Below are 15,122 nucleotides of genomic sequence, written 5' to 3'. Positions count from 1 at the left end.
TACTTGCTAAGGTGCCTCGTTTTAACTCCTATGGGAGAATAGCGTGAAAGATTTACTTAAGTTTTTAAAGCAACAAAATAAAAGCAAAGATTTTGATGGAATAAAAATTGGTTTAGCGTCCCCAGAAGTGATCCGTTCGTGGTCCTTTGGTGAAGTAAAGAAACCAGAAACCATCAACTATCGTACATTTAAGCCCGAGCGTGAAGGTCTTTTCTGTGCACGTATCTTTGGACCAATTAAAGATTACGAATGTTTATGTGGTAAGTATAAACGCTTAAAACATCGTGGCGTGATCTGTGAAAAATGTGGCGTAGAAGTTACACAGTCGAAAGTTCGTCGTGATCGCATGGGGCATATTGAATTAGCTTCTCCTGTTGCGCATATTTGGTTCCTTAAATCATTACCATCACGTATTGGTTTAATGTTAGATATGACTTTACGTGATATCGAACGAATTCTTTATTTTGAATCATTTGTTGTCGTTGAACCGGGTATGACGGATCTTGAGCGTCGTCAAATTCTTCTTGAAGAAGAATACCTTGATATGGTCGAGCAATGGGGCGATGAATTTGAAGCCTCAATGGGTGCAGAAGCAATATATTCTTTATTGAAACAACTTGATCTTGATCATGAAATTGCTGAAATGCGTGAAGAATTAGGTACAACTAATTCTGAAACTAAACGTAAAAAACTAACGAAACGTTTGAAATTGGTTGAATCTTTTCATCAATCTTCAAATAAACCAGAGTGGATGATATTAACAGTATTACCTGTACTACCACCTGATTTACGCCCGTTAGTACCACTTGATGGTGGTCGCTTTGCAACATCAGATCTTAATGACTTATATCGCCGAGTAATAAACCGTAATAATCGTCTTAAACGCTTATTAGATTTAGCTGCGCCAGATATTATCGTACGTAATGAAAAACGTATGTTACAAGAATCTGTTGATGCATTACTAGATAATGGTCGTCGTGGTCGTGCTATTACGGGCTCTAACAAGCGTCCGTTAAAATCACTTGCTGATATGATCAAGGGTAAACAAGGTCGTTTCCGTCAGAATTTACTTGGTAAACGTGTTGATTACTCTGGTCGTTCTGTTATTACGGTAGGTCCATCACTGCGATTACACCAGTGTGGTTTACCTAAGAAAATGGCACTTGAGTTATTCAAACCATTTGTTTACGGAAGACTAGAAGCGCTAGGTCTTGCTACTACAATTAAAGCGGCTAAAAAATTAGTGGATCGTGAAGGTGCGGAAGTTTGGGATATCCTCGAAGGGGTTATTCGCGAACATCCAGTACTACTTAACCGTGCACCCACATTGCATAGATTAGGTATCCAAGCTTTTGAACCTGTTTTAATTGAAGGTAAAGCGATGCAATTGCATCCTTTAGTTTGTGCTGCATACAACGCCGATTTTGATGGCGATCAAATGGCGGTACACGTACCGTTAACTATTGAAGCACAACTTGAAGCGCGTACTTTAATGATGTCTACCAACAATATTCTTTCACCTGCAAATGGTGAGCCGATTATTGTACCGTCACAAGATGTTGTATTAGGTCTTTACTACATGACGCGTGAAAGAATCAACGCGAAAGGTGAAGGCATGTGGTTTAAAAATGCCAAGGAAGCTGAAAAAGCTTACCGTGCTCGCGTTGTAGATCTACAAGCACTTGTTAAAGTGCGTATGACTCAAGTGCACATCGCTGAAGATAAATCACGCACAGAAACAACAAGCATCATAGATACAACGGTTGGTCGTGCGATTCTGTCGTTGATTATGCCAACAGGGCTTGCTTTTGATAATGTTAATTTAGACATGGGTAAAAAAGCAATTTCGAATGTGCTTAATGCTTGTTATCGTCTACTTGGCATTAAAGATACGGTTATCTTTGCTGATCAGTTGATGTATACCGGATTTGAATATGCAACATTATCAGGCGCATCAGTTTGTATTGATGACATGGTTATTCCTGATGCTAAAGGCGAATTAGTTAAAGAAGCCGAAGAGCAAGTTGCTGAAATTTACGAACAGTTCCAAGCGGGTCTTGTAACTGCAGGTGAACGCTACAATAAAGTGATTGATATTTGGGCAACAACCAATGATCAAGTTGCAAAAGCGATGATGGATAACTTATCTACGGAAATGGTTAAAAATCGCGATGGCGAATATGTTGAACAAAAATCATTCAACAGTGTTTACATGATGGCTGATTCTGGTGCTCGTGGTAGTCCAGCTCAGATACGTCAGTTAGCAGGTATGCGTGGTCTAATGGCTAAGCCGGATGGCTCGATCATTGAAACGCCGATCATTGCAAACTTCCGTGAAGGACTAAACGTACTACAGTACTTTATTTCTACGCATGGGGCACGTAAAGGTCTAGCAGATACCGCACTTAAAACAGCAAACTCTGGTTACTTAACGCGTCGTCTTGTTGATATCGCACAAGATCTTGTTATTACTGAAGAAGATTGTGGCAGTGAAGATGGTCTATTGATCGAACCGCTTATTCAAGGTGGTGATATCGTTGAGCCACTTCGTGAGCGTGTATTGGGCCGAGTGGTTGCTCGTGATGTGATCAAGCCTGGCACTAAAAATGAAGTGATCTTTAAACGTAATACATTACTTGATGAAAAACTTTGTGATCTTATTGAAGTTGCTTCTGTTGATGAAATTTGGGTTCGCTCTGTTATTACTTGTAAAACTGACTTCGGTGCTTGTGCTGCGTGTTATGGTCGTGATCTGGCTCGTGGACATATTGTTGGTCAAGGTGAAGCTATCGGTGTTATGGCTGCTCAATCAATCGGTGAGCCCGGAACACAGCTAACCATGCGTACGTTCCATATCGGTGGTGCTGCATCTCGAGCTGCTTCTGAAAATAATGTACAAGTGAAAAACACGGGTAAAATTAAACTACGTAATGCTAAATTCGTTATTAACTCTGAAGGTAAAGTTGTTGTAACTTCACGTTCAACAGAGTTAACAATTATCGATGCATTAGGCCGTGCGAAAGAAAACCATAAATTACCTTACGGTTCAGTATTAGAAAAACTTGATGGAGCCGCTATTGTAGCTGGTGAAATCATTGCTAACTGGGACCCTCATACACATCCAATTATCACTGAAGTAGCGGGTAAAATTGAGTTCCTAGATTTTGTTGAAGGTATCACTATTACCAAGCAAACAGATGAGCTAACCGGTTTATCTAGTATTGTTATCATTGATCCCGCACAGCGTCCAAGTGCAGGTAAAGAAATGCGTCCAACTGCAAAATTGGTTGATGCTGAGGGTAACGATCTCTTCATTCCGGGTACTAAAGTTACGGCGCAATATTCACTTCCTGCTAATGCAATCGTGAATTTAGAAGATGGCGCTCAAGTACAAGTGGGTGATGCGGTTGCTCGTATTCCTCGTGAAAGTTCGAAAACACGAGATATTACGGGTGGTCTACCACGTGTAGCGGATCTATTTGAAGCACGTATACCAAAGGATGCGGCGATTCTTGCTGAAGTTTCTGGTACGCTTTCATTTGGTAAAGAGACCAAAGGTAAAGTTCGTTTAGTTATCACTAAAGCGGATGGCGAAACATACGAAGAGATGATCCCTAAATGGCGTCACTTAAACATCTTCGAAGGTGAGAAGATTGAAAAAGGTGAAATCATTTCAGATGGACCTGAATCTCCACATGATATCTTACGTTTACGCGGTATTAGTCATGTTGCGAATTACATTACTAATGAAGTGCAAGAAGTTTACCGTTTACAAGGTGTAAAAATTAATGATAAGCACATTGAAGTTATCGTTAATCAAATGCTACGTAAATGTATGATCACGCATGCGGGAGATTCGAAATTCCTTGTGGGTGAACAAGCTGAAGCCGTACGTGTAATCTTAGATAACCGTCGCTTAAAAGCGGAAGGTAAAACAGAAGCAACATATCATTATGTATTGCTTGGTATTACTAAAGCGTCATTAGCAACGGAGTCATTTATTTCGGCCGCGTCTTTCCAAGAAACAACACGAGTTCTTACGGAAGCTGCTGTTGCTGGAAAATGTGATAAACTTTACGGTCTTAAAGAGAACGTTATTGTTGGTCGTTTGATTCCAGCCGGTACCGGTTTTGCTTATCATAAAGCACGTGCAGCCGCGAAAGCTAAAGCACTTGAGCCGAAACCAGAGCAACCTGTTATTGATGTAGATGCAGCAGAGAAAAACTTAGCTGATTTACTTAATGCCGTTGATTTTGGTGACTAGTTTGTAGCTATCATGTTTATAAAAAGGTGCTTAGGCACCTTTTTTTTATGTTTTTTTCTCTATTTATTAAAGATAGGCTGCATGCATTGCTTACAAAGAGAGAATAGAATATGCACAATGCTGTCGCATAGCATCTCTTCGCGTACGATGTGAATAAATAGGTTATGCTTGGATTGCGCGCGAGTCTTATCTTTTAGAGAGTTATTATGCATAAAATAAAAATTGCAATATTAGTTTCGGGGCCTCCGTATGGCAAACAAGGTGCAAGTAGTGCTTATCAGTTCTGCCTTGCAGCGTTACAAACGGGGCATGAAATTGTTGGCGTTTTCTTTTATCAAAATGGGGTGCTTAATAGCAGTTATTTGCTGAGCCCTGCTAGCGATGAAGTTAATTTATTTAAATTATGGCAAACATTAGCGCTACAATACAAATTTCCTTTAGAGGTCTGCGTATCTGCTGCATTGCGTCGCGGTATTGTTGATAGCATAGAAGCACGATTGTTAGCATTACCACATTTTAATTTAGAAAAGCCTTTTGTGTTGAGTGGGCTTGGTCAACTTGCCGAATTAAGTGCAAAAGCCGATCGTTTGGTGCAATTTCTATGAAACAAAAAAAGATAGGTATTATTAATCGCGCGGCAACATATGGTAATACACAGGGTCGAGAAGCGCTTGATTTAACCCTAGCATTATCGGCTTTTAATGAGTCACTGTCGGTTTTTTTTATTAACGATGGCGTTTATCAATTATTAATAAATCAACATCCTGAGCATATTCTACAAAAAAATTTCTCGCCCTTATTTAAAATGTTGAGCTTGTACGAAGTTAATAATATTTATGTCTGTGCTGAGGCGTTGCGTCAGCGCAATTTACACGTTAGCGATCTGCTGATTGATGTGTGCATTTTAGATAAAGCGCAATTAATACAGAAACTGGCAGAGCAAAATCAACTATTGAGTTTTTAATATGATATTACATACAATACATTCGTCCCCATTAGATAGTTTTGCTTTACAGCAGTGCTTAGCGTTGCTCTCGGCTAATGACACCTTACTATTGATAGAAGATGGTGTGTTTGCAAGTCAAGCACGTCATCCTTGGCTTGTTGCCTTAGAGACGCTTTCTAAGCAGGGGCGTCTAAGGGTGTTAAGCTCGGATTTAAAGGCTCGAGGTATTGAGAATAAAATAGGCGAAAAATGTTCGTATAGTGATTTTGTCATTTTGGTGGCAAAACATACTAGTTTAATGCCTTGGTAAGCTTATATATTATTTTTTTACTTGTTATAAGATCCTTTAAGTAAAATCTCAATTGCTTAAATATTGACTCGGATTTGTAAGCAGCGTAAACTCTTCCAACCCTAAATTTTAGGGCTTGATTTTTCACACACAATTAGGAGCTATTTAATAATGGCAACAATTTCACAATTGGTACGCAAACCACGTAAGGACAAAGTTGTAAAAACTAAGGTTCCTGCGTTAGAAGCGTGTCCACAAAGACGTGGCGTATGTACTCGTGTATATACTACTACTCCAAAAAAACCTAACTCAGCAATGCGTAAAGTTGCTCGTGTTCGTCTAACCAATGGTTATGAAGTAACTTCATACATCGGTGGTGAAGGCCATAATCTGCAAGAGCATAGCGTGATCTTGATCCGTGGTGGTCGTGTTAAAGATTTACCGGGTGTTCGTTACCATACTGTTCGTGGTGCATTGGATACTTCAGGCGTTGCAGATCGTCGTCAAGGTCGTTCTAAATACGGTACTAAAAGACCTAAGTCTTAAGTTATCCCGTAAGTAAGGCCAAACAAAAACTATTTTAATTTAATATGTTTTGGGGAAAATCCTGAAGCACACGGAGATAATAAGATGCCAAGAAGACGCGTCATAACTACTCGTAAAATCCTTCCAGATCCTAAGTTTGGATCAGAAGTTTTAGCAAAATTCGTTAACGTTGTAATGGTTGACGGTAAAAAATCTATTTCAGAAAAAATTGTATATGTTGCATTAGATGTAGCTTCTAAAAAAACTGAAAAAGATGAATTAGAGCTTTTTGAAAGCGCTCTAGAAAACATCCGCCCAAGCGTCGAAGTTAAATCTCGTCGTGTTGGTGGTTCAACATACCAAGTACCTGTAGAAGTTCGTCCTTCTCGTCGTAATGCTTTAGCAATGCGTTGGTTAGTTGAAGCTTCTCGTAAGCGTGGTGAAAAATCAATGGCATTACGTCTAGCTGGTGAGCTAGTTGATGCAGCAGATAATAAAGGCTCTGCGGTTAAGAAACGTGAAGATGTTCATCGTATGGCTGACGCGAATAAAGCGTTTGCTCATTACCGCTGGTAAGATCTTAACGCAAGCAATAGCTTGCGTTTTTTCGTTTCAAAAAATAATTAGTTATAGCAAAGGACATCACTTTGGCGCGTACAACACCCATTAGCCAATATCGTAATATCGGTATTGTTGCTCATGTAGATGCGGGAAAAACAACAACAACCGAACGTATTTTGTTCTACACTGGTCTATCTCATCGAATGGGTGAGGTGCATGATGGTGCAGCAACAATGGATTGGATGGAGCAAGAGCAAGAGCGTGGTATTACTATCACAGCTGCTGCGACGACAACCTTCTGGTCAGGTATGCAAGGACAGTTTTCAAAACATCGCATTAATATTATCGATACACCCGGACATGTTGATTTCACTGTTGAAGTGGAACGCTCGTTACGTGTGTTAGATGGTGCTGTGGTTGTTTTTTGTGCTGCGTCTGGGGTTGAGCCTCAATCAGAAACTGTTTGGCGTCAAGCAAATAAATATAACGTTCCACGTATTGTATTTGTAAATAAGATGGATAGAACGGGTGCTGATTTTGAGATGGTACTTGAGCAAATTCGGAAGCGCTTAGGGGCAATTTGTGTTCCCATTCATTTGAATGTTGGAGTCGAAGAAAACTTTAGCGGTATCATTGATTTGATTAAAATGAAGTTAATTAAATGGAATGAAGCCGATAAAGGTATGACGTTTGAATATCTTGATATTCCAGCGGATTTACTCGACAAAGCGACAATGATGCACGAAGAGTTGCTTGATAACGCAGCGGAGGCCAATGATGATTTAATGGAGAAATACCTTGAAGAAGGTGATCTTTCAATTGAAGATATCAAGAAAGGTTTACGTGAGCGTACATTAAACAATGAAATTGTACTGGCAACCTGTGGTAGCGCTTTTAAAAATAAAGGCGTACAAGCAGTGCTTGATGCGGTCATTGATTTTTTACCATCTCCCATTGATGTTAATGCAATAAAAGGCATTAATTCAAAGGATGAAGAGGTTGAGTGTCTTGCTGATGATAATGCGCCCTTTGCCGCACTAGCGTTTAAAATTGCAACGGACCCTTTTGTGGGTGCGTTAACGTTTATTCGCGTTTATTCTGGTGTTGTCCAAAGTGGCGATAATGTTTATAATTCAGTTAAAGAATGTAAAGAACGTTTAGGGCGTCTTGTACAGATGCATGCAAACGAACGTAATGAGATCAAAGAAGTGAGAGCGGGCGATATCGCTGCGGTTATCGGTTTTAAAAATGTCACTACGGGCGATACATTGTGTACAACTGAGCATAAAATCATTTTGGAACGCATGGACTTTCCGGAGCCTGTTATCCAGATAGCGGTCGAGCCTCGTACTAAAGCAGATCAAGATAAATTGTCTATTGCACTAACTAAGTTAGCAGCAGAAGATCCTTCATTCCAAGTAGAAAAGAATGAAGAGTCTGGGCAAATTCTTATTTCGGGTATGGGGGAGTTACACCTTGATATTATTGTCGAACGTATGCGTCGAGAATTTAATGTTAATTGTAACGTCGGTAATCCACAAGTGTCATATCGTGAAGCTATCCGCAAAACAGTGGAAGTGGAAGGTAAATTTATTCGTCAAGGCGATGGACCTCACCAATATGGTCATGTTCATCTTAGACTCGAGCCGCTTGATGCGGGTAGTGGGTTTGAATTTGTTAATGCAATTACTGATGGACGTATTCCCAAAGAATATATTCCAGCTATTAGCAAAGGTTGCGAAGAACAAATGAATCAAGGGGTGTTAGCGGGTTATCCTATGCTGGATGTACGTGCAACACTTTTCGATGGCTCATTTCATGAAACAGATTCTAATGAAATGGCATTCAAAGTGGCGGCTATGTTTGGTTTTCGTGAAGGAGCATTAAAAGCTAATGCAATTATCCTTGAACCTGTCATGAAAGTTGAAATTACGACCCCAGAAGATTGGTTGGGTGACGTGATAGGCGACTTAAATCGTCGTCGTGGTATGATTGATGGAATGGATGATGGTCTCGGTAACGTGAAAATTGTTCATGCCAAAGTACCCTTAGCTGAAATGTTCGGTTATGCGACAGCATTACGCTCTGCAACGCAGGGTCGTGCTTCATATTCGATGGAATTTCTTGAATATGGTGATGCACCTAAAAAAATAGCTAACGCTATTATTGAAGCGAAATAGAAAATAAATTAAACTACGATCTTTCCATGTGATGGCATGTGGAAGGTATTAACTGAAAAAGAAGGTACACACTGTGTCTAAAGAAAAATTTGAACGTAATAAACCACATGTAAACGTTGGTACTATTGGCCACGTAGATCATGGTAAAACAACATTAACTGCTGCAATTACTTCAGTTCTTGCTAAAAAATATGGTGGTGAAGTAAAAGACTTCGCTTCAATTGATAATGCACCTGAAGAACGTGAACGTGGTATTACTATCTCAACTTCACATGTTGAATACGATACTGCAAACCGTCATTACGCACACGTAGATTGTCCTGGACATGCTGATTATGTTAAAAACATGATCACTGGTGCTGCACAAATGGATGGTGGTATTCTAGTTGTTGCTGCAACAGATGGCCCTATGCCACAAACTCGTGAACATATCCTACTTGCACGTCAAGTTGGTGTTCCACATTTAGTTGTGTTCATGAACAAATGTGACATGGTTGATGATGAAGAGCTTCTTGAGCTAGTTGAAATGGAAGTTCGTGAACTTCTTTCTGAATATGATTACCCAGGTGATGATTTACCAGTAATTCAAGGTTCTGCACTTAAAGCTCTTGAAGGCGATCCTAAATGGGAAGAAAAAATTCTTGAGCTAGCTGATGCGCTTGATAATTACATTCCAATTCCAAAACGTGACATCGAAAAACCATTCATCTTACCAATTGAAGATGTATTCTCAATTTCAGGCCGTGGTACTGTAGTAACTGGTCGTATTGAACGTGGTATCGTTAAAATTGGTGATGAAGTAGAAATCATTGGTCTTAAAGAAACAGCTAAAAGTACTTGTACTGGTGTTGAAATGTTCCGTAAACTACTTGACGAAGGTCGTGCTGGTGAAAACGTTGGTGTTCTTTTACGTGGTATTAAACGTGAAGAAATCGAACGTGGTCAAGTTCTTGCTGCGCCTGGTTCAATTACTCCTCATACTAAATTTGAGTCTGAAGTTTACGTACTAAGCAAAGATGAAGGTGGTCGTCATACTCCTTTCTTCAAGGGTTACCGTCCACAGTTCTACTTCCGTACAACAGATATCACTGGTTCTGTACAACTTCCAGAAGGCGTTGAAATGGTAATGCCTGGTGATAACCTTAAATTCGTTGTTGAGCTTATTGCTCCAATCGCAATGGATGAAGGTCTACGTTTTGCTATCCGTGAAGGTGGCCGTACTGTAGGTGCTGGTGTTGTTTCTACAATTATTGAATAAATAATATTCATTATTGTTACACACTAAAAAAAGAGAGCTTAGGCTCTCTTTTTTTATGTGTTTTTTATACCCATCTTGTTTATATATTAATTGGACTTTCAATATACGGTGCAGAGCCCTGAAATATATTCAATTTTTACATAAAAATCAAAGAACAGTTAACGAAAAGATCACAATATCTATTGGTGATTTCTCCCTTTCTACAAAATATCAGACAGCGACAGGTAATCGGTACATAACCAGCAGTATTGCATGATCAAAGAAAAAATTGTAGATTAAAGATATAAACTCATCTTATAACAAATGTCTAATTATTATTTTACATCCAAATAACAACACAGACGAGATAAGATAGATTCAGACATAAGCATATATCAAACCGCCTTGCCAACATGCTATCAGTATATTTCTATCCGAGAATTCTAATCTTAAACATAAAAAGGTATTAAATAATGAAAAAAATAACATTGGCACTTGCTTGCACCTCAATATTAATCACCCCAATGGTTTTTGCTGCAGGCTCCTCTTACATTACCGGTAATATTCAAATTCATGATCGTGCCGATTTTAATGGTGCAGATACCACCTCTACCTTAGAGACTGGTCATACATTTGATTCTGGAACAACATTACTCGTTGAATTTGATGCAATTCAATTAGGTCAGACAACAACATCCCTTAACGATAAAGGAATAACAATATCTAACGCATCCCCTGCATATATCACTATTGGTGTTGAACAAATGTTTAACTTAAGCAATAAACTATGGGTTGCTGCGGGTTATCACCAACTCTTACACGATGGAAAAGCAACTGAATATCGCCCTTTAGTCAAAATCGGTTACAACTTTTCTAACGGAATATCTATCTCTAACCGGACTCGTTACCAAATTCAAGCCTATGATAATATCGCTGAAAATGGAAAAGACATCACCAATGATAAAATCCGTTTTGATAACAACATAGCTTATTCATTCACTGATTTAGCGCTTAATATAAAATACAACAATGTGTTTTATATTAATGAGGGAGATACGAAGCGAAACTCTATGGAGCATGAATTACGCGCAACATGGACTCGTAATGGTGTGCAACCTTATGTTGAGTACCGTAATCAGCAAGATAGTGTTAAAGACACTTATGGGCATAATAACAACGTATTAGTTATGGGCGCAACTTACGCATTCTAATTATTAGTTTTTTAACCGGTTAAAACCTAAGCTCTACGCTTAGGTTTTTTTTAACTGTAATATAACAAAATATAGATGCCTGGAATATTCTCTAGATCAGCATCTAACGTGGAATATTTTAATTTAACGTTGGGAATAAGAGGGATAAAATGCTCAAAAGCAATATAGCCAGAATAATTATTACTATCGCCAACGCTACTGTTAGGGTAACTATTGTTTGTTGTATTGTAATCAAGTCCTGCGAAAACACCAATATTATCGGCGAAAGCAGAAGTGCTAAGAAGGCTAGCAATGGCGATGGCACATAGTTGTTTTTTCATTATAATTCCTAGATAATTTAAAGAGTGTAATGTTATTAATAATACGTTTTATAAAGGGTTCAAGAATAAATGCATATTACTCAGATATTTATATGTTTCATTTAATAGCACGAAGTGTAAATAAGTTGCAATAAGTATTTGTAAAATATTAACATGAGTATCACACGGCTTTTTTTTATTTATATTTCGATGCATCAGGTCTTGATGTTTAATAGACGGTTTTTTCCTGTGTTGAACGTTGTAGTATAAACAAGCAAAACCGATGCCAAGTGTGTGAGTCTCATTTTACATTGTATTTTTAAGGCTTTTTTGAATCGTCAGTGAAAAAGAAGTAATAGAGACAGAGCGCGAGTATGATCCAAAATCCAAATTTAAAAATGAAGCTAATAGTGCTTAATAGAATAAATCCCACAAACATGATAACGGCTATCGCACTTAAACTAAGCACTGAAATTCCAAACATAAAGATAACAAAGACCGAAAGTAGGAATGCACCTAGTTCAAACATATTAGATCCTTAAAAATGGGATGGGGATTTTACCTCTAAAGATTTTTTCAGTTCTTCACTGGAATTCTAAAGGGTAAACACTGCATGTGTATATAAAGAGGATAACGGTTTTTTGAAGAATGTGCAGAGTTTTAATCATCTAAATTTCATTACAAAGTAAATATTACAAGTGTTATATTTGAGATATGAGTTTGAGTCTATTATTTTTTATATGGAATCGTATAAAAAAACCTTTTTATGCTGTTAAGTTAATTAAAAACGTTCTAAGTGACTATATATTTATACAGATATTGGTTAAAATTCGTCTTCTTTTTACCATCGAACAAATAGAGGCTTTGATGTTTGAAATTAATCCTGTTTTACATAAAGTAAAAGAGCTTTCTGAGCGCGCAGAATTACTTAGGGGGTATCTTTGACTACGATGCCAAAGGGGAACGTTTAGAAGAAGTCATACGTGAGCTTGAGTCACCGGAAGTCTGGGATAAACCTGACAGAGCGCAAGCGTTGGGCAAAGAGCGCAGTGCATTAGAACTTATCGTTGATACGATTAAAGCACTAGAAACAGGGTGCGATGAAGTTCAGATGTTAATTGAACTTGCTGTTGAAGAAGAGGATCAAGAGACCTTTGATGAAGCGCGTAATGAAATACAGGCGTTGGAGAAAAAACTAGAAGTGCTCGAATTTCGTCGTATGTTTTCGGGAAAAAATGATAGTTGCTCTTGTTATTTAGATATTCAATCTGGATCTGGTGGCACCGAAGCGCAAGATTGGGCAAATATACTATTGCGTATGTATCTACGTTGGGGTGAAGCCAATGGTTATAAAACCGAGTTAATCGAGGTTTCTGCCGGAGATGTTGCGGGTATAAAAGGTGCGACAATCCACTTCTCAGGTGAATACGCTTATGGTTGGTTACGAACTGAAACTGGTGTACATCGTTTAGTGCGTAAATCGCCCTTTGATTCTTCGGGAAAACGGCATACATCTTTTGCGTCTGCTTTTGTTTATCCTGAAGTGGAAGATAATATTGATATTGTGATTAATCCTGCGGAGTTGCGTATTGATGTTTATCGAGCATCGGGAGCCGGTGGGCAGCATGTTAATACCACTGAATCTGCGGTACGTATCACCCATTTACCCACTAATATAGTGGTGCAATGTCAAAATGATCGATCGCAGCATAAAAATAAAGATCAAGCAATGAAGCAATTAAAAGCGAAACTGTATGATCATGAGCTACAGATACAAAATGCAGAAAAGCAGATAAGCGAAGATAATAAATCAGATATTGGCTGGGGTAGTCAAATTCGCTCTTATATTTTAGATGATGCGCGCATAAAAGATTTAAGAACCGGCATCGAAAGTCGTAATCCACAACGCGTTCTTGATGGTGGATTGAATAAATTTATAGAAGCCAGTTTAAAATTGGGGCTTTAGATAGACTGCTCGAGTAGCAGTACATTGAATAACAACGGAATAAGGAATAATAATGGCAGAGCAACAGAAAAGTGAGTTACCGACAGAACAAATAAATGAAATTTTAGCGCAACGTTTAGCTAAGCTCGATGCGATGCGTGAAAAAGGCAATGCATTTCCAAATGATTTTCGTCGGAAAAATATTTCTGATGAACTTCATGCTAAATATGATGCAAAGACAAAAGATGAACTTGATGATCTTGCCGTTGAGGTTAGCATAGCGGGTCGCATGATGACTCGTCGTATTATGGGAAAAGCAAGTTTTGCTACCATTCAAGACATGGGCGGACGCATCCAAGTCTATGTTGTACGTGATAACTTAGCCCCCGATTTTTATAATACGGAATTCAAAAAATGGGATTTAGGCGACATTATTGGCGCTAAAGGCCGTTTATTTAAAACAAAAACGAATGAATTGAGCATTAAAGTTTCTGAAATTCGTATATTGACGAAAGCATTGCGTCCTTTACCTGATAAATTTCATGGTTTAACAGATATTGAGTCGCGTTATCGTCAACGTTATTTAGATTTAATTGTTAATGCTGATTCTCGTCGAACTTTTATCTTACGCAATAAAATAATAACTGCGATACGTCAATATTTAAATGATCGTGATTTTATGGAAGTTGAAACTCCAATGTTGCAAGCTATCCCTGGAGGCGCGACGGCTAAACCTTTTGAAACATTCCATAATGCACTTAATTTACCTATGTATTTACGTATTGCGCCAGAACTTAACCTGAAGCGATTAGTTGTAGGTGGTTTTGAACGTGTGTTTGAGATAAACCGTAGCTTCCGTAATGAAGGGACGTCTACACGGCATAATCCTGAATTCACCATGATTGAATTTTATCAAGCATATGCAGATTACATTGACTTGATGAACTTGACCGAAGATATGTTGCGTCATATTACAGAAACTGTTTTAGGCTCAAGTTTGGTTAAATATGGTGAGCACGAATTTGATTTTGGTAAACCGTTTATTCGTATGACAATGAAGGAATCTATTCTTGTCTATAATGATGACATTAAAGCCGAAGATTTAGAGGGCATGCAAGCCTTACAAGCATTAGCCAAGCGTTTAAATATCCATTTAAAAGATAATTGGGGTGCCGGAAAAGTACTGACTGAGATATTTGAAGAAAAAGCAGAGCATAAATTAATGCAACCGACTTTCATTACAGCGTATCCTGCAGAAGTTTCGCCGTTAGCGCGTCGTAGTGATAATGATCCAGAAGTCACCGACCGTTTTGAATTCTTTGTGGGTGGCCGCGAATTGGCTAATGGTTTCTCTGAGCTTAATGACGCACAAGATCAAGCTCAACGCTTTAGAGATCAAGTGGCACAAAAAGATGCTGGTGATGATGAAGCTATGTTTTACGATGCGGATTACATTATCGCGTTAGAGCATGGTTTACCACCAACGGCAGGAGAGGGTATTGGAATCGATCGTTTAGTGATGTTATTTACCGATAGTCATACTATTCGTGATGTATTACTTTTCCCTCATATGCGTCCACAATCTAAATAAATAGTATAAAAAGGGTGCTGTATTAGCACCCTTTTTATATGTTGAATATTAAATGTTTTTTTGTCTGCATTTAT

13 protein-coding genes are annotated in these 15,122 nt (G+C 38.5%); 11 read left to right on the top strand and 2 right to left on the bottom strand.

Features of this window, described 5'->3' with window-relative positions:
- The first annotated feature begins 43 nt into the window (after window positions 1–43).
- From rpoC to B8W84_RS07190, 9 genes are all read left to right on the top strand, one after another.
- On the top strand, window positions 44–4,264 hold the full coding sequence (gene rpoC, locus B8W84_RS07230; RefSeq protein ID WP_094752583.1) for a DNA-directed RNA polymerase subunit beta': 4,221 nt from the start codon (window positions 44–46) through the stop codon (window positions 4,262–4,264).
- A gap of 206 nt (window positions 4,265–4,470) precedes the next feature.
- On the top strand, window positions 4,471–4,869 hold the full coding sequence (gene tusD, locus B8W84_RS07225; protein WP_094752582.1) for a sulfurtransferase complex subunit TusD: 399 nt from the start codon (window positions 4,471–4,473) through the stop codon (window positions 4,867–4,869).
- The gene (tusC, locus tag B8W84_RS07220) at window positions 4,866–5,228 is read left to right on the top strand and encodes a sulfurtransferase complex subunit TusC (RefSeq protein ID WP_094752581.1); all 363 of its coding nucleotides are present in this window, start codon (window positions 4,866–4,868) and stop codon (window positions 5,226–5,228) included. Before tusD ends, tusC begins: the two co-directional genes overlap by 4 nt.
- 1 nt (window position 5,229) lies before the next feature.
- Complete coding sequence (gene tusB / locus B8W84_RS07215; RefSeq protein ID WP_094752580.1) at window positions 5,230–5,520, top strand: sulfurtransferase complex subunit TusB; 291 nt, start codon at window positions 5,230–5,232, stop codon at window positions 5,518–5,520.
- A 150-nt stretch (window positions 5,521–5,670) separates the two neighbouring features.
- Complete coding sequence (gene rpsL, locus B8W84_RS07210; RefSeq protein WP_015466210.1) at window positions 5,671–6,045, top strand: 30S ribosomal protein S12; 375 nt, start codon at window positions 5,671–5,673, stop codon at window positions 6,043–6,045.
- 84 nt (window positions 6,046–6,129) lie between these two features.
- The gene (rpsG, locus tag B8W84_RS07205; RefSeq protein WP_094752579.1) at window positions 6,130–6,600 is read left to right on the top strand and encodes a 30S ribosomal protein S7; all 471 of its coding nucleotides are present in this window, start codon (window positions 6,130–6,132) and stop codon (window positions 6,598–6,600) included.
- A 71-nt stretch (window positions 6,601–6,671) separates the two neighbouring features.
- A complete protein-coding gene (fusA, locus tag B8W84_RS07200) occupies window positions 6,672–8,765 on the top strand; it encodes an elongation factor G (RefSeq protein ID WP_094752578.1) in 2,094 nt (697 codons plus the stop codon).
- A gap of 73 nt (window positions 8,766–8,838) precedes the next feature.
- Window positions 8,839–10,023, top strand: coding sequence for an elongation factor Tu (gene tuf, locus B8W84_RS07195; protein ID WP_094752577.1), 1,185 nt, complete (start codon window positions 8,839–8,841; stop codon window positions 10,021–10,023).
- A gap of 452 nt (window positions 10,024–10,475) precedes the next feature.
- The gene (locus tag B8W84_RS07190) at window positions 10,476–11,213 is read left to right on the top strand and encodes an oligogalacturonate-specific porin KdgM family protein (RefSeq protein ID WP_094752576.1); all 738 of its coding nucleotides are present in this window, start codon (window positions 10,476–10,478) and stop codon (window positions 11,211–11,213) included.
- 50 nt (window positions 11,214–11,263) lie between these two features.
- Here B8W84_RS07190 and B8W84_RS07185 read toward each other — a convergent pair whose 3' ends face one another.
- On the bottom strand, window positions 11,264–11,533 hold the full coding sequence (locus B8W84_RS07185) for a hypothetical protein (RefSeq protein ID WP_180706040.1): 270 nt from the start codon (window positions 11,531–11,533) through the stop codon (window positions 11,264–11,266).
- Window positions 11,534–11,831: 298 nt separating this feature from the next.
- Window positions 11,832–12,041 (bottom strand): hypothetical protein, encoded by a 210-nt coding sequence (locus B8W84_RS07180; protein WP_094752575.1) that lies wholly within the window; start codon window positions 12,039–12,041, stop codon window positions 11,832–11,834.
- Between the two features lie 338 nt (window positions 12,042–12,379).
- Here B8W84_RS07180 and prfB point away from each other — a divergent pair.
- Window positions 12,380–13,478, top strand: a protein-coding gene (prfB, locus tag B8W84_RS07175; protein WP_143522288.1) for a peptide chain release factor 2 whose coding sequence is annotated in 2 segments (ribosomal slippage) — window positions 12,380–12,454 and window positions 12,456–13,478 — 1,098 coding nt in all. Because the reading frame shifts where the segments join, the coding sequence is not laid out codon by codon here.
- 52 nt (window positions 13,479–13,530) lie between these two features.
- A complete protein-coding gene (lysS, locus tag B8W84_RS07170) occupies window positions 13,531–15,048 on the top strand; it encodes a lysine--tRNA ligase (protein WP_094752574.1) in 1,518 nt (505 codons plus the stop codon).
- The last annotated feature ends 74 nt before the right edge of the window (window positions 15,049–15,122 follow it).

It is taken from the genome of Psychromonas sp. CD1, assembly GCF_002239585.1.
Lineage (GTDB): Bacteria > Pseudomonadota > Gammaproteobacteria > Enterobacterales > Psychromonadaceae > Psychromonas.
This window is presented reverse-complemented; position numbering and strand designations above follow the sequence as displayed.